14 protein-coding genes and 2 tRNA genes are annotated in these 14,630 nt (G+C 67.7%); 4 read left to right on the plus strand and 12 right to left on the minus strand.

Annotation, left to right across the window (positions count from 1 at the left end; translation table 11 throughout):
• The first annotated feature begins 120 nt into the window (after nt 1–120).
• Nucleotides 121–525 (plus strand): VOC family protein, encoded by a 405-nt coding sequence (locus M0M48_RS23870; protein WP_257753031.1) that lies wholly within the window; start codon nt 121–123, stop codon nt 523–525.
• Here M0M48_RS23870 and M0M48_RS30930 read toward each other — a convergent pair.
• The 3 genes from M0M48_RS30930 to M0M48_RS23885 are packed head-to-tail and all read right to left on the minus strand — an operon-like array spanning nt 456 to nt 3,231.
• Nucleotides 456–1,175, minus strand: coding sequence for a helix-turn-helix transcriptional regulator (locus M0M48_RS30930; protein ID WP_308220341.1), 720 nt, complete (start codon nt 1,173–1,175; stop codon nt 456–458). The genes M0M48_RS23870 and M0M48_RS30930 overlap by 70 nt on opposite strands.
• Before the next feature lie 18 nt (nt 1,176–1,193).
• Nucleotides 1,194–2,945, minus strand: a complete 1,752-nt coding sequence (locus tag M0M48_RS23880) for a DNA/RNA helicase domain-containing protein (protein ID WP_257753032.1) — start codon at nt 2,943–2,945, stop codon at nt 1,194–1,196.
• The gene (locus M0M48_RS23885; protein ID WP_257753033.1) at nt 2,908–3,231 is read right to left on the minus strand and encodes a nucleotide pyrophosphohydrolase; all 324 of its coding nucleotides are present in this window, start codon (nt 3,229–3,231) and stop codon (nt 2,908–2,910) included. The genes M0M48_RS23880 and M0M48_RS23885 overlap by 38 nt, the downstream gene beginning before the upstream one ends.
• A gap of 390 nt (nt 3,232–3,621) precedes the next feature.
• Here M0M48_RS23885 and M0M48_RS23890 point away from each other — a divergent pair, with 390 nt between their 5' ends.
• Nucleotides 3,622–3,861 (plus strand): hypothetical protein, encoded by a 240-nt coding sequence (locus M0M48_RS23890; RefSeq protein ID WP_257753034.1) that lies wholly within the window; start codon nt 3,622–3,624, stop codon nt 3,859–3,861.
• A gap of 457 nt (nt 3,862–4,318) precedes the next feature.
• On the opposite strand, the gene M0M48_RS23895 is transcribed toward M0M48_RS23890, so the two are convergent.
• Genes M0M48_RS23895 through M0M48_RS23905 form a run of 3 tightly spaced genes read right to left on the minus strand, consistent with a single transcriptional unit; the run spans nt 4,319 to nt 6,400 of the window.
• A complete protein-coding gene (locus M0M48_RS23895) occupies nt 4,319–5,749 on the minus strand; it encodes a ThiF family adenylyltransferase (protein WP_257753035.1) in 1,431 nt (476 codons plus the stop codon).
• Nucleotides 5,750–5,783: 34 nt separating this feature from the next.
• Nucleotides 5,784–6,152: a hypothetical protein gene (locus M0M48_RS23900; RefSeq protein WP_257753036.1), complete on the minus strand. Its 369-nt coding sequence runs from the start codon at nt 6,150–6,152 to the stop codon at nt 5,784–5,786.
• Nucleotides 6,152–6,400: a hypothetical protein gene (locus tag M0M48_RS23905; RefSeq protein ID WP_257753037.1), complete on the minus strand. Its 249-nt coding sequence runs from the start codon at nt 6,398–6,400 to the stop codon at nt 6,152–6,154. Before M0M48_RS23905 ends, M0M48_RS23900 begins: the two co-directional genes overlap by 1 nt.
• A 196-nt stretch (nt 6,401–6,596) precedes the next feature.
• Here M0M48_RS23905 and M0M48_RS23910 point away from each other — a divergent pair, with 196 nt between their 5' ends.
• Complete coding sequence (locus M0M48_RS23910; RefSeq protein ID WP_257753038.1) at nt 6,597–6,896, plus strand: type II toxin-antitoxin system RelE/ParE family toxin; 300 nt, start codon at nt 6,597–6,599, stop codon at nt 6,894–6,896.
• Between the two features lie 14 nt (nt 6,897–6,910).
• Nucleotides 6,911–7,987 (plus strand): HigA family addiction module antitoxin, encoded by a 1,077-nt coding sequence (locus M0M48_RS23915; protein ID WP_257753039.1) that lies wholly within the window; start codon nt 6,911–6,913, stop codon nt 7,985–7,987.
• A gap of 619 nt (nt 7,988–8,606) precedes the next feature.
• Here M0M48_RS23915 and M0M48_RS23920 read toward each other — a convergent pair.
• The 6 genes from M0M48_RS23920 to gyrB form a co-directional block, all read right to left on the minus strand.
• A tRNA-Ala gene (locus M0M48_RS23920) sits at nt 8,607–8,679 on the minus strand.
• 31 nt (nt 8,680–8,710) lie between these two features.
• Nucleotides 8,711–8,836: a DLW-39 family protein gene (locus tag M0M48_RS23925; RefSeq protein WP_235319082.1), complete on the minus strand. Its 126-nt coding sequence runs from the start codon at nt 8,834–8,836 to the stop codon at nt 8,711–8,713.
• An 80-nt stretch (nt 8,837–8,916) separates the two neighbouring features.
• Nucleotides 8,917–8,990 (minus strand) — tRNA-Ile (locus M0M48_RS23930).
• Between the two features lie 95 nt (nt 8,991–9,085).
• The gene (locus M0M48_RS23935) at nt 9,086–9,607 is read right to left on the minus strand and encodes a DUF3566 domain-containing protein (RefSeq protein ID WP_215814241.1); all 522 of its coding nucleotides are present in this window, start codon (nt 9,605–9,607) and stop codon (nt 9,086–9,088) included.
• Nucleotides 9,607–12,231: a DNA gyrase subunit A gene (gene gyrA / locus M0M48_RS23940; RefSeq protein ID WP_374587298.1), complete on the minus strand. Its 2,625-nt coding sequence runs from the start codon at nt 12,229–12,231 to the stop codon at nt 9,607–9,609. The genes M0M48_RS23935 and gyrA overlap by 1 nt, the downstream gene beginning before the upstream one ends.
• Nucleotides 12,232–12,357: 126 nt before the next feature.
• Nucleotides 12,358–14,442, minus strand: coding sequence for a DNA topoisomerase (ATP-hydrolyzing) subunit B (gene gyrB, locus M0M48_RS23945; RefSeq protein ID WP_257753041.1), 2,085 nt, complete (start codon nt 14,440–14,442; stop codon nt 12,358–12,360).
• Nucleotides 14,443–14,630: the final 188 nt, after the last annotated feature.

Below are 14,630 nucleotides of genomic sequence, written 5' to 3' on the forward strand. Positions count from 1 at the left end.
CCTTCGCGGCGGCGGGCCGGCCGATCGTCCCTCTGGGTGGGTGGATCCACGTACCCCAGCGCAGGTACGTGGCCGTTCTGTTCACGACCGCGGTCGGTGCCGGCCTCTAGCGTTGCGGGCATGGCACTGCGACTCGGCTTCATCGGCATCGTCACCCAGGACATGGGCGCGTCCCTCGCCTTCTACCGCGCCCTCGGCGTCCCCCTCCCCGACGACATCGACCCCACCGCCCCCCACGTCGACGCCCACCTCGAGGACGGCACCGCCCTCGCCTGGGACACCGTCGCCACCATCCGCGGCTTCGACCCCCCGTTCGAGCCGGCGACGGGTGGGCACCGGATCGCCCTCGCCTTCGACCAGGAGACGCCCGCGGCCGTCGACGCGACGTACGCCGCGATGGTCGCGGCCGGCCACACCGGCCATGTCGCGCCGTGGGACGCCTTCTGGGGGCAGCGCTACGCGACGCTGCTGGACCCGGACGGCAACGCGGTCGACCTGTTCGCGCTGCTCGCTCCCACGAGCTGAGCCGGGCTGACGCCCGCGAGGCGGCGGAGCTCGCGGGAGAGGTGCGGCTGGTCGGCGTACCCGGCTCGCGCGGCGGCCTCGGCGGGCGTCACGCCCTTGGTCAGCAGGCGGTGCGCATGCTGCCCGCGCCGGATCCGCACCAGCGTCGCGTACCCGTAGCCGAACGCCTGGCCCATCCGGCGACGGAAGGTCCGCTCGGACCAGCCCAGCTCGCGCGCAACGTCTTCCGCCGAAACGCCTCCGGCCGCGCGCGCTCTGACCGCATCAGCCCAGCCCTCGCCAGGTCGCAACGCCCGCTCGACCAGGTCCGGGCTCGCCGTCGCCGTCGCCCGCGTCTCGAGCAGGACCCCGCGCCACCGCCGGACCTCCGGCGGGCCGACCAGATCGGCGAGCGGCACCAGCCGGTCACTGATCTCCCCGAGGTCCACCCCCAGCGCCCTCGCCCCGGTCCCGGGCGCGAGCCGCACCCCCAGCGTGCCCTCCCCGCCGTCGGCCTCCGTCGCGATCGACCGCGTCGACGGACCCGCCACGGCGACCTCGTCCCCGCGCAGGATCAGGTCGACGCAGCCGTCGGCGGGGATCAGCGCCGCGCGGGCGTCGTACGAGTGCCAGAGGGCGGCGCCGTGGGTGAGCGGTGACTCGTCGTACATGGGGACAGGGTGGCAGGCCTACCGACCGTCCGTGGACAGGTAGGGGCGCAGGTGCTCACGGAGGTCCGGGTCGCACACATAGACGTAGGTCCCGAGCATGCCGCGCGTCAGGAGCACGGAGTAGATGTTGCGGACGAAGCGCAGGATGTCCTCGTCGCTGTAGGTGATCCCGCGGATCCGGTTGTTCTCCTTGCCCTTGGCGTCGTAGTAGTGGTCGCGGTCGAAAACGATGGCCCGAGCCTTGCGGTCGTACCTCAGGTCACGGCCGATGATGACGCCGGCGTAGTTGAGGTCATACCCCTGGATCGTGTGGATCGAGCCAACCTCGTTGATCGAGCCCGGGGAATTGATCCAGTCGACGTCGGTCTGGTTCCAGCGCAGCTGGAGTCCGTCGACGACGATGTCGTACGCCGACTTGTCCTTCTTGGTCTGCCACCGCCAGGCGTAGCCGGCCACCAGGCGGGCGAGGCCGGATTCGTTGTCACGTCGGCGGATCGCCTGGTACATCTCGCCCAGGTCGTCGTACATCCGAAGGTCGTAACCGCCGAACTGCTGGGGTCCTGGCGGGAAGTCGGAGATGACCCTCCGGATGTACCCGACGTAGTCGGAGCCGGCCTGAACCCTCATCTGCGTGGACAGGCGGTAGCGACGGTGCTGATCATCGACCTGGGTCACGAGCTCCGCGAGGTTCTCCTCGCTGACGTCGTGGGGGCGGACGCTCTGGGCCGAGTCGAGAAGGAAGACCTGGTGGTCGCTCTTGGCGATGATCCAATTGAGCTGGGTCTTGGTCAGGTCGTCCTGACCGAACAGGCGCTCGTTGATCGTCCGGAACTGGGTGTTCTTCTGTCCGGAGGCCTGGCTGGACCGCTGGTTGAGCCGATGTGTCTCGTCGACGATCAGCAGATCGAAACGGCCACTGTCCTCACCAACGTCGAACGGCGTCAGGACCATCGACGGATCGAGCCCCGGGGTCTTCTTGAAGACCTTCTCGATCGACTTGCGCAACGACTGTTGCGGCACGACCAAGCCGATGCGGAAGCCCTGCAGCAGCTCGGGATAGCCCTCGACGAAGAACTCGGAGAGAACTGACTCGCCGTCGGACGGCTCGGTGAGATCGGCGTCCCTGATGTCCTGCAGGAGCTTGACGAGATAGACCGCGACGACGGTCTTGCCGGTCCCGGGATCGCCCTGGATGACGATCCGGCTGCCGCGCCGAGCGGCGATGTCCTCGAACAGCCCGTTGAGGATGTCCTCGACCGCGATCGCCTGGTCCTGCGACAGGGCCTTGAACGGCGAGAGCTTGAAGAGATCGGTGTTCTCGATCTGTCGCACAGGGCGAGTGAACGCGCCACGGGAGCGAAGGGCTTCGAAGATCGCGTCGAAGGCCTGTTGGTACTCCGCGCGCCGGTAGTAGTCGGAGTTCGTCACGCCGTCGTTGCGGTTGAGGACGCGGTACTTCCCGTCACCTGCGAAGAGCCGGATGAGGAACGACTCCAGGTCGAGGCAGACGGACTTGTTGAAGGTGGGGTCGACGATCACTCGTGCTGCGACCAGATCCTTCTTGCTCTTCGAGTCCAAGTGCTGCCGGATGCGCGCCACGGTGTTGAGGGACTCGCCCACGTAGATCTCGGCAGGGTTGTCGAGGAGGTAGACCACCGGCCAGTTGCGGAAACGTGGGTCCCCGGTCGCCCAGGTGCTGAGGCTCTGCTGGTCGAGGGTGAACTCCTCGATCTCAAAGCCGGTCATACTTCGCGCTCCGCCCTCGCGCACGCTCGACCGGGTACTTGCGCCGGCTCTCGTCGAGCTTGTCGAGGACGATCTGGTCCGGGTCGAGGTCCAAGCGCGTCGCAAGCAGGTGGCAGTACGTCAGCACGTCGGCGAGCTCGTCACGCACCTCATTCACGTCGGCCCCCTCGTCGGCCCACTGGAAGCACTCGAGAAGCTCGGCTGCCTCGATGACGATGCTCTTCGCGAGGTTGGCGGGAGTGTGGAACTGCGCCCAGTCACGCTCGGCCACGAACTCCTCGAGGGCGCTGCGCACACGGTCGTCCGGCATGCCGTGAGCATAGTTGCGAGGCCCGTCTGGTCGAGCGTAGGGGACTCGACCCCCTGACGCCTGCTTGCAGAGCCACAAAATCATCCAGTATCCCGTCAATGCCAAACGTAAAACCGCAGGTCAGAGGTGGACCAAATGGACCGAAACCGCCATCTTTCCCCTACGGGTCTCCCTGCCACACCTACCTCGCGAGCATGGGATTCGTAGCAGGAGGTTGGAAGGGCGCCAGGGACCAGTCCCCAAGCGACGATTTCGGGAGGTTTGCACCTTGGCAGGAAGACGGGGATTCGGGGAGGTCGAGCGCCGCACCCGGGAGCAGCGGCGTCACCTACCGCACGAGGTACGCGATGCCCGGCGAGACCTCACTACTCGCGCAGCTTCGGCGCCAGGATGGACGCCGAGGCCTGGCTCGAGCAGTCGTTGATCGACCGCGAGGAGTGGTCAGCTCCGGCCGCACGTCGGATGGCCGCCGAGCGCCGCGCCCTGGAGGCGGCGAGCAACACGGTGGCCGCCTACTCCCAGCGCTACGTTCGCGAGCGCGATCTCCGGCTGACGGCGGCGGCAAGGTACACAGGACTCCCGCGCACCCGGATGCTCCCCTACTTCGGGAGGTGCCGCTGCGCGACGTGACCCTGCCGGAGATCAAGCGCTGGCGGACGACGCTGGCCCCTGAGACGGAGTCGACGAACGCGGCCGCATACCGCCTGCTGCGCTCGTTACCGCCTTTCCTCTCGATACTCCAGCACCACCTGCTCGAGGTCACGGCCGACGGCAACAAGGGTCTGCTCTTCACGGGTCATCGCACCGACCAGATGAGCGCCCACTACCACGGACCGCTACCGCCCCGCGGGCGAGAAGGCCGGTCGGCCGGACCTCACCATCCACCACTTGCGCCACACGGCGTTGACCATGGCCGGCCAACACGGCGCAACCGCCGCCGAGCTCCAGGCCCGCTCCGGCCACGCCTCTTCTGGCCCACAGCGGGCCTACGCCTTGCGACCTACCGCCCACTAAGACGCACGTTCTCATGCCTCTCCGAGTTTCCTCGGCGCCCAAGCCTCGTTCGCGCCCGACCTTGCTCAGGCTGTCAGCGGTTGAGCAGCCGCTCGATGATCGTGTCGATGCGGTCATGAAGTCGACGCCGGAGCCAGGTGAGACCGTCCCCCTCCTGGGAGGTCCAGGGTCCGTCCGCCCGGCACAGGTCGATGCGGGCATCTCCGAGTCCTGTCCGCCGCTCCGTCTCGCAGTACGTCTGCGAGGGGGCCAGCATCTGCTCGAGGTGGTGCAGGGCGAGAATGAACCGCAAGGGATTGGCGACACCGCGCCCGGCGGGGTGAGCGAAGAGGCTGACGAAGAGTTCGAGCTGGCTCGCGCTGACTCCGGCGCACAGGGCAGCGACGTTCGGTCGCCCGGAGACGGGCTCCCGCCCAGCGCGCTTGATGTACTCGGGGTCGTCGAGGTCGCCACTCATCTCAAGGGTCACGTCCTGCATGTTGATCTGGCCGGAGCAGGCAATGCAGGCGATGCCCGGCGTGGCAGCCTGGGTGCGCCGCGTCGCACCGCGCATGCCGCCGGTCTCGAACGTGTCGATTGCGATGCCGCCGTCGATCACGGGGATGAGGTCGGCGTAGGCGATCGAGTTGAGCACCGCGCGCGGCCACGGGCGGTCGACGCAGGAGAAGATGACGTCGTAGTCGAGCGCGGCAGTGAGCCCCTCGGGGCTGCAAATGCTCATGTGGTGGGGGTTGGCCTTGAACTCGTCGGCCGTGGCCGCGAGACGCGCTAGCCGTGCCGCGACGTCGACCTTCCGTCGACGCAAGCGAGCATCGCGCCGGGTGGCGCCGATCATCCGGTCACGATTCACCACGTGCACCCGATCAAAGTCCATGATGCCGATCTCGACGATGCCGGTCGCGGCCAGGCGCTGGACGACGTCCAGCGCAACGCTGCCGGCCCCAACAACCAGGACTCGAAGGCGGGCGATGTCCCGCTGAAGGTCGTCTCCCCACGCCGAGATGGTCCGGACCTGCGATACCTCGAGACGTGCCGGCGGGACGAGCTCGTCGTTCCACGACACCGCCAGCATCGTCCCCACGCGTCGGACCGAGCTCGCCCACTGCGGCCGTCCGTCGTTCCAGGTACGTGCCGACCAGGTGCTGTCACCAGCGAGCGTCAGGCCGACCAGCGGCAGTCCGGTGATCTGCTCGACCAAGCGTGCATAGGAGCTCTCGGCGTCAGCGTCCGGGCCACTGAGCCGCTGCCACCCACGGCCACCGGGGTGGCTGTGGAGGATCGCGACGCCATGTCCGCGCTGCGCGGCCAGTACGGCGATTCGCAGGACGTAGCTGCCCTGGATGGTCGCGTTGCCGTGCACCTGTCGGTCGCCCTCGATCGGTAGGTGCACCTCGTGGAGGAGATGGGTGGTGCGCATGGCCCCCGTGGAGACGGTGTACGTGGCGAGGCAGATGTCCTCCTGCCCGTCGCGCCGGAGGAGATGTGCGCTCAGGGTGTCGTGCACGCCCTGAGTCATGGCGACCGAGCGGGCGTGCACCTCAGATCACCTGCCCGAGTACGCACCGGACGTGGCTGATCCAGAGGTGGATCGGCTTGCGGCTCATGTCCCAGTGGCCGGTGTCGCGGGAGTGTCGCCGCCAGCCCTCGGGGCAGTCCTGGTTGTCGGCGTTGGTCTGGGCGAAGTTGACCTCGTCCTCGAGGTGGATCCAGTGCGGCGGCGTCATCGGCCATCCCTGGAGCTCGCTCACGCCGATGCCGGTGAGGACCTTCTGGCCCGCGCGAGCGCCCGCGGCGGGGACGACGTAGTACCTCACGACGTCCCCGCACACGGCGGGCTCGTGGCCCTCCTCCTCGAGGTCGGCGATGAACCGAGCCACGCCGTCCATTGGGATCGGGGCGACTGCCATCAGGCGACCTGGGCGCTCTGGCGCACGGTGACGAAGGCGTCGCCGTCCTTGAGCTCGATGACCTTGTCGTCGTGGCGGTAGACCTTGGTCTCGCCGTTGTGCTTGATCTTGGCGAGGTCGTACTGCGCCGGGTCGACGCCGGCGAGTCGCAGGAGAGCCGCGGCCTCCTGGTCGTCGTCGCGGGTCGTGTACGGCACGCCGTCGATCGTGATCGTCAGCTTCTTCCTGAACTCCTGGTGGTCGTGCATCTGGGCCTCCTTATGGCCTCGACGTCCGCCTTCTGCGAACTTGTTTCTCCACGGTACTCGACTTATGCTCTTCGGTGCAAGGGTGAAGAGGAGATGGCGACTTATCTAGAACTCTGGTCGGCGTGCCGCGTTCTCGATCTCGACGTCGTGCCGATAGGTTCGCGGCATCAGCCGATGGGTGATGGAGCGAGTCCGAGTGAAGATCGAGTACGGCGACGAGGAGCTGCGTCGTCTGGCGGAGGAAGCCGACTTCCGTCCCAAGCAATGGGGCCGCGACGTGGTCGTCGCCTACCGCAAGAAGATCCAGGTGCTCGACAGCGCGCTCGACGAGAGGGACCTGCGGGCGATGAGGTCCCTGAACCTGGAGAAGCTCAAGGGCGACAGGGCGGGGCAGTACTCCGTCCGGCTCAACGATCAGTTCCGGCTGATCCTGACTTTCCACACCGGGGACGACGGCAGGGTTGTCGTGGTCCTCGAGTTGGTCGACTATCACTGAAAGGAGGCGTCGCGATGAGTGCTGCCCTAGCCGAGGTCTTTCCTGTCGGCGAGGTACTTGCTGACGAGCTGGAGGCTCGGGGATGGACCCAGGCCGAGTTCGCCGAGATCCTGAGCCGGCCCGCACAGTTCGTGTCCGAGATCATCTCGGGCAAGAAGGAGATCACCCGCGAGTCCGCCACCCAGATCGCCGCAGCCCTCGGCACGTCGCCGGAGATGTGGCTGACCATGCAGGACCGCTACCACCTGTGGCGACAAGGTCAGAACGCCCAGGCCCAGGAGCAACTGAGCGACGTGCGCCTGCGGGCACGCCTCAAGGACCTAGCCCCAATCGGCGTCATGTTGCAGCGGGGCCTGCTCAAGGGGTCGACGGCGTCTGAGCACGAACTCGAACTCAAAGAGCTGTACCGAATCGACGACATCTACCAGGAGCCCGAGCTGCTGCTGGCTGCACGCCGATCGAAGGCGGACGAGGAGGTTTCAAGCACCCAGCTTGCATGGGTCGCCTGTGTCCGCCGGGCCGCGGAAGGGATCGAGGTCGAGAAGTTCGACCCGGACGTCTTGGCGGACCTAGCCAGCCGCCTCACTCAGATCGTCGCCAAGCCCCAAGACTTCGCTGGCCTGCCCGAACTGTTCGCCAAGGTCGGTGTCCGCCTGGTCTTTGTCGAGGCATTCCCGGGAAGCAAGATGGACGGCTGCTCCTTCCTTCTCGACGATGGCGGCCCCGTGATCGGGATCTCGGGCCGAGGCAAGCGCTTCGACAAGGTGCTTTTCACGCTTCTCCACGAGGTGGCTCACATCAACCTCGGCCACTTGGACGGAGACTCACTGGTCATCGACGACCAAGCAGAGAGCCCCACCCTTGGGCTCGAGGAACCGGCGGATCAACAAGCGGCCTCATGGGTGCTGCCCAAGGACATCCCACCGGTACCCGAGCGCATCAACCAGGGATGGGTAACTGCGGTCGCCACGGATCTCGGCATCAACCCAATCGTCCTGATCGGACGTCTTCAGAACGAGGGCCGGATTCCTTGGAAGACCACCCTGGTCAGAAACGCGCCGTCCGTGCTCCCCGTGCTGGCGAAATGGTGAGGCCCTTGGCCACACTGGGAACGTGCTGCTGCTGATGCGAAATCCCTCACCCAACCCGCTGGCGTGAGCAGACCGTTGGCGCCCGGAGTAGGGCACCCTGCCCGTCTCACGATGACGCACACGCTAAGCGCCAATACCGTAGAACTAGATGCGCCTTCGATCGAACAGTTCACACATCGTGACGTAGAGGTCGAGATCGTTGCCCGCGTCGCCGACGACCGCTTCGCCCTGCAGGCAATTGCCGGCTCGGCCGGGGTTCGATGTGATGGTCGCGTGAACAGAGCAAACTCTCGAGCCCGCGCCCCGATGCCGTCACCAAAGCCGGTAGTCGGGTTGAGATTGCGGCCCGTCACCTTCGTAGTCGATCCCCGGGAAGTCGAAGCCGCCGCCCGCATGTCCGTGAGTGACTAGGTGGGGAATCGACGTGAACGCACCCTTGCTCACGCGATCGGTCCCGCGGTAGTTCTGCTGCTCCCAGCCTGACGGGTCGGACCGACCCCGCCAGAGCACGTAGCAGGTAGGCCCCACAGTTGCGGGCGGGTTAGGGGTTCGAGTCCCCTAGGCGACGCTGAAATGACGAAAGCCCGGCCGCGCTAGCGGTCGGGCTCGTCATTTTCAGTGGAGCCTAGGGGACTCGAACCCCTAACCCCCTGCTTGCAAAGCAGGTGCGCTACCAATTGCGCCAAGGCCCCCACCCCAGCCGTACGACGGCCGGGCGGTGTGTCAGTTCTTCGGAAGCGTGTCGGTGGCCTCGGCCCACAGGGCCTGCTCGGCCTTGCTCTCCTGGAGCTTCTTGCCGGCGATGACGACGCCTGCGGCGGCCAGGACGGCGAGGAGGATCTTCTTCACTGTGCACTCTCCCTTCGACGAGATGTCCCGTCATTCGAAAGAAGCCCCGGTCCGCGGGATGCGCGGCCGGGGCTTTTCCGTGGGCCTAAGAGGACTTGAACCTCTGACCCCCACATTATCAGTGTGGTGCTCTAACCGTCTGAGCTATAGGCCCGGGTGGCTAGCCGCTCTGGGTGGAAGCCCCTCGGCAGCAAGCCGAGGACAGACACTACCGGAGGCGGTGAGCCGGGGACAAAACGGGGCGGGTGGTCAGTTGCCGTCCTCGGCGAGGGTGATCTCGACGCCGCCGAGGAGGGCGGCCGACATGTTGTAGAGGAAGGCCGTGAGGGTGGCGGCGGCGGTGATGAGGACGACGTCGATGGCGGCCACGAGCATGGTGAAGCCGAGGACGCGGCTGGTGCCGAGGTAGTCCTCGATGCGGAAGGACTGGACGTCCTTGCCGCCGATGCCCTCCTGGATCGTGGAGTTGATCGAGTCCCAGACGCCGGCGGCGCCGAGGACCTGCCAGACCATCGCGACGGCGACCACGGTGACGACCGCGAAGGCGATGGAGAGCAGGAAGGACGTCTTCATCACCGACCAGGGGTCGACCCGGGTGAGGCGGAGCCGGGCCCGGCGGGGCGCCCGGCCGCGGGCGGCGGCCGGGGCGTCGGTGGCGCCGGGGACCGGGGGCGGGCCGCTGGGGGCCGGGTGGGTCGGGGACGGTGCGCCCGCCGGGCGGCCGCCATCGGCCGTCGGTCGGATCACGGTGTCCTCGACGCGCTCGGTCATCAGCTCTCACTCTCTCCGGACTCGTCCACGGACGTCCCGGTCTCGCCCGTGCCCGGGTCGTCCGATTCAACGATTGTGGCATCCGAACCCTGAACCGGCGATTCCGTCGCCTCGGCACCCGGCTGAGTGCCCGGCTCGGCGCCCGGCTCGGTGGCGCCCTCGGCGCCCTCCTCCTCGTCGGCGTCCTTGGCCTCGACGGAGCGGGCCACGACGGCGACGGCGTCGCCCTTCTTGGGGCTGACGAACTTCACGCCCTGGGTGGAGCGGCCGGTCGGGCGGAAGTCGTCGTTGATGGGACTGCGGACGACCTGGCCGGACTGGGTGATGGAGAGGATCTCGTCGCCGTCGACGACGATGAAGGCGCCGACCAGGACGCCGCGGTCCTCGTTGGCCAGGGCCATCGCCTTGATGCCGATGCCGCCGCGCGACTGGAGGCGGTACTCGGAGATGCGGGTGCGCTTGGCGAAGCCGCCGTCGGTGATGGTGAAGACGTACTGGACGTCGGCGTCGGACTCCTCGTGCGCGACGTCGGCCGCGCGGATGACCGACATCGAGAGCAGGGCGTCGCCGTCGCGGAACTTCATGCCGGTGACGCCGGACGTCGCCCGGCCCATCGGGCGCAGCTGGCTGTCGTCGGCGGGGAAGCGGATCGCCTGGCCCTTGCGGGAGACGAGCAGGATGTGGTCGTCGCCGTCGACCAGCTCGGCGCCGATCAGCTCGTCGTCGTCCTCGCGGAAGTTGATCGCGATGACGCCGGCCTGGCGCGGGCTGTTGTAGTCGCCCAGGCGGGTCTTCTTGATCAGGCCGCTGCGCGTGGCGAGCACCAGGTACGGCGCCTGCTCGTAGTCGCGGATGGCGAGCACCTGGGCGATCGACTCGTCCGGCTGGAACGACAGCAGGCCGGCGACGTGGCCGCCCTTGGCGTCGCGCGAGGCCTCCGGCAGGTTGTAGACCTTGGTCCGGTAGACCCGGCCGGCCGTGGTGAAGAACAGCAGCCAGTGGTGCGAGGTGGTCGAGATGAAGTGGTCGACCACGTCGTCGCCGCGCAGCGAGGCGCCGCGGACGCCCTTGCCGCCGCGCTTCTGGGTGCGGTACTGGTCGGCGCGGGTGCGCTTGGCGTAGCCGCCGCGGGTGATCGAGACGACCTGGTCCTCGTCGGGGATCAGGTCCTCCATCGACATGTCGCCGGCCGCCGCGATGATCTGGGTACGACGGTCGTCGCCGTACTTCGCGACGATCTCGCCGAGCTCGTCGATCACGATCTGCCGCTGGCGGCTGACGTTGGCGAGGATGTCCTTGAGGTCGGCGATGACGATCTCGAGCTCGGCCAACCGGTCGATGATCTTCTGCCGCTCGAGGGCGGCCAGGCGCCGCAACTGCATGTCGAGGATCGCGTTGGCCTGGACCTCGTCGATGTCGAGCAGCTCGATCAGGCCGCGGCGGGCGTCCTCGACCTCGGGCGAGCGCCGGATGAGGGCGATGACGTCGTCGAGCATGTCGAGCGCCTTGACCAGACCGCGCCAGATGTGGGCGTCGGCCTCGGCCTTGCGCAGCCGGAACTCGGTACGACGCCGGATGACGTCGATCTGGTGCTCGACCCAGTTGCTGATGAACTGGTCGATGGTCAGCGTCCGCGGGACGCCGTCGACGAGCGCCAGCATGTTGGCGCTGAAGTTGGTCTGCAGCTCGGTGTGCTTGAGCAGGTTGTTGAGGACGACGCGCGCCACGGCGTCGCGCTTGAGCACGACGACGATGCGCTGGCCCACGCGCGATGACGTCTCGTTGCGGACGTCGCTGATCCCCTGGACCTTGCCGGCGTCGGCGAGTTCGGCGATCTTCACGAGCAGGTTGTCGGGGTTGACCATGTAGGGCAGGTCGGTGATCACCAGGACCGTGCGGCCCGACTTCTCCTCGTCGACCTCGATGACCGCGCGCTGGGTGATCGAGCCGCGACCGGTGCGGTAGGCCTGCTCGATGCCCTCGCGGCCCACGATCATGGCGCCGTTGGGGAAGTCGGGGCCCTTGATCCGCTCGAGCAGCGCCTCCTGGAGCTCGACCCGGGTGGCGTCGGGGTGCTCGAGGGCCCAGGTGGCGCCCTCGGCGACCTCGCGCAGGTTGTGCGGCGGGATGTTGGTCGCCATGCCGACCGCGATGCCGGCCGAGCCGTTGACGAGCAGGTTGGGGAACCGGGCCGGCAGGATGGTCGGCTCTTCGGTCTTGCCGTCGTAGTTCGGGGTCATGTCGACGGTGTCCTCGTCGATGTCCCGGACCATCTCCATGGCCAGCGGCGCCATCCGGCACTCGGTGTACCGCATCGCCGCGGCCGGGTCGTTGCCCGGCGAGCCGAAGTTGCCCTGGCCGTTGACCAGCGGGTTGCGCATCACCCACGGCTGCGCGAGGCGGACCAGGGTGTCGTAGATCGCCGAGTCGCCGTGGGGGTGGTAGTTACCCATCACGTCGCCGACGACGCGGGCGCACTTGTTGAAGCCGCGGTCGGGGCGGTAGCCGCCGTCGTACATGGCGTAGAGGACCCGGCGGTGGACCGGCTTGAGCCCGTCACGTACGTCGGGAAGCGCGCGGCCGACGATGACGGCCATCGCGTAGTCGATGTAGGAGCGCTTCATCGACTCCTGCAGGTCGATGGGCTCGATCCGCCCGCCGCCGGCGCCGTCGCCGAGGTTGCTCTGCGTCTCAGTCACGATTGCTCTCTCTGGTGTCGTCTATCAATATCTAGGAAAGGTGTTAGAGACCTAGATATCGAGGAAGCGAACGTCCTTGGCGTTGCGCTGGATGAACGAGCGCCGCTGCTCGACGTCCTCGCCCATGAGGATCGAGAAGATCTCGTCGGCCTGGGCCGCGTCCTCGAGGTTGACCTGCAGCAGGACGCGCTGGTCGGGGTCGAGCGTGGTCTCCCACAGCTCGTCGGCGTTCATCTCGCCCAGACCCTTGTAGCGCTGGATCGGTGCTTCCTTGGGCAGCTTCTTGCCCTGCTCGAGGCCGTCGCGCATGACCGCGTCGCGCTCGGCGTCGGAGTAGACGTACTCGTGCTCGGCCGGCTTGTTCCACTTGATCCGGTAGAGCGGCGGCTGGGCGAGGTAGACGTGCCCGGCCTCGATCAGCGGACGCATGAAGCGGAACAGCAGCGTCAGCAGGAGCGTGTTGATGTGGTGGCCGTCGACATCGGCGTCGGCCATCAGCACGATCTTGTGGTAGCGCAGCTTGTCGAGGTCGAACTCCTCGTGCACGCCCGTGCCGAGCGCGGAGATGATCGCCTGGACCTCCTGGTTGGCCAGGACCTTGTCGATGCGCGCCTTCTCGACGTTGAGGATCTTTCCGCGGATCGGGAGGATCGCCTGGATCCGGTTCTCCCGGCCCATGACGGCCGAGCCGCCGGCCGAGTCACCCTCGACGATGAAGACCTCGCACTCCTCGGGGTTGCGCGAGCTGCAGTCGCGCAGCTTGCCCGGGAGACCGCCGCCGCCGAGCAGGCCCTTGCGGTTGCGGGCCAGGTCGCGCGCCTTGCGCGCGGCGATGCGCGCGGTGGCCGCGGCCTGGGCCTTGCGGATGATCTCCTTGCCCTCGTTGGGGTTCTGCTCCAACCAGGCGCCGAGCTCGTCGTTGACGGCCGACTGCACGAAGCCCTTGGCCTCGGTGTTGCCGAGCTTGGCCTTGGTCTGGCCCTCGAACTGCGGCTCGGAGATCTTGAGGCTGATGATCGCGGTGAGACCCTCGCGGATGTCGTCACCGGTCAGCCGGTCCTCCTTCTTCTTGATCAGGCCCCACTCCTCGCCCCACCGGTTGACCAGCGAGGTGAGCGCGGCGCGGAAGCCCTCTTCGTGGGTGCCGCCCTCGGGGGTGTTGATCGTGTTGGCGAAGGTGTGCACCGACTCGTTGTACGACGACGCCTGCCACTGCATGGCGATCTCGAGGCTCATCGGGTTGGCCGCGTCGTCCGCGGTCTGGTCCTCGAAGGCGATGATCGAGCTGATCGGGGTCTTGCTGCGGTTGAGGAAGTCGACGTAGTCGGCCAGGCCGCGCTCGTACTGGAAGACCTGCTCGAGCGCCTTGTGCCCGTCGACGTCGACCGCGTGGACGGCAGACGCCGCCGCCGCGACGCCGGCCGCCTCGTCGACGGTGCCGTCCTCGACCGCGTCGGCGAGGTCCTCGGCCTTGGGCCGGGCGTCGCGCAGCTCGATCCGCAGGCCCTTGTTGAGGAAGGCCATCTCGCGGAACCGGGTCGAGATCGTCTCGAGGGTGTAGTCGGTGGTCTCGAAGATGTCGTCCGAGGCGAACCAGGTGACCGTCGTACCGGTGCGCTCGCCCTCCTCGAGGGGGCGCACCTGGCGCAGGTCGAAGTCGGGCACGCCGAGGGAGAAGTCCTGCTCCCAGAGGTAGCCGCGGTTCTTGATCTCCAGCCGCAGTCGGGTCGAGAGCGCGTTGACCACCGACGAGCCGACGCCGTGCAGACCGCCGGAGACCTTGTAGCCGCCGCCGCCGAACTTGCCGCCCGCGTGGAGCACGGTCAGCGCCAGCGTCGCGGCGGGCAGCTCCTGCCCGGGCGCGGTGTCGGTCGGGATGCCACGGCCGTTGTCGGCCACGCTCACCGAGCCGTCGGGGTTGAGGGTCACCTTGATCGTGTCGCAGTAGCCGGCGAGCGCCTCGTCCACCGCGTTGTCGACGATCTCCCAGATCAGGTGGTGCAGGCCCCGCTCACCGGTCGAGCCGATGTACATGCCGGGTCGCTTGCGGACCGCCTCGAGACCCTCGAGGACCTGGATGGCGGACGCGTCGTACTCCGGGGACTCCGGCTCGAGGGACTGGTCGTCAGTGGACACGCGGGACCTCTTCACTTCGATCGTTCGTGAGCGCCTGCCGGGAGCATGGCGAAGGCCGAGTCAGACGTCCCGAAACGCATTCCCGGCCCAGTTGTCCATTCTAGCCTCCTGAGGGCCTGCAGACACGTCTTGCGGGCGCGCAAACAGGGGTCGGTCTGCGAAAAAGGGCCCTGGACGGCCCATAAACG

It is taken from the genome of Pimelobacter simplex, assembly GCF_024662235.1.
GTDB lineage: Bacteria > Actinomycetota > Actinomycetes > Propionibacteriales > Nocardioidaceae > Nocardioides.

Bases quoted from the DNA above. Each gene is read 5' to 3' on its own strand.
- M0M48_RS23885 (WP_257753033.1), bottom strand. From the start codon at position 3,231: ATGCCGGACGACCGTGTGCGCAGCGCCCTCGAGGAGTTCGTGGCCGAG.
- M0M48_RS23905 (WP_257753037.1), bottom strand. From the start codon at position 6,400: ATGCACGACCACCAGGAGTTCAGGAAGAAGCTGACGATCACGATCGAC.
- M0M48_RS23915 (WP_257753039.1), top strand. From the start codon at position 6,911: ATGAGTGCTGCCCTAGCCGAGGTCTTTCCTGTCGGCGAGGTACTTGCT.
- M0M48_RS23935 (WP_215814241.1), bottom strand. From the start codon at position 9,607: ATGACCGAGCGCGTCGAGGACACCGTGATCCGACCGACGGCCGATGGC.
- M0M48_RS23890 (WP_257753034.1), top strand. From the start codon at position 3,622: ATGGACGCCGAGGCCTGGCTCGAGCAGTCGTTGATCGACCGCGAGGAG.
- gyrA (WP_374587298.1), bottom strand. From the start codon at position 12,231: ATGAAGCGCTCCTACATCGACTACGCGATGGCCGTCATCGTCGGCCGC.
- M0M48_RS23870 (WP_257753031.1), top strand. From the start codon at position 121: ATGGCACTGCGACTCGGCTTCATCGGCATCGTCACCCAGGACATGGGC.
- M0M48_RS23900 (WP_257753036.1), bottom strand. From the start codon at position 6,152: ATGGCAGTCGCCCCGATCCCAATGGACGGCGTGGCTCGGTTCATCGCC.
- M0M48_RS30930 (WP_308220341.1), bottom strand. From the start codon at position 1,175: ATGTACGACGAGTCACCGCTCACCCACGGCGCCGCCCTCTGGCACTCG.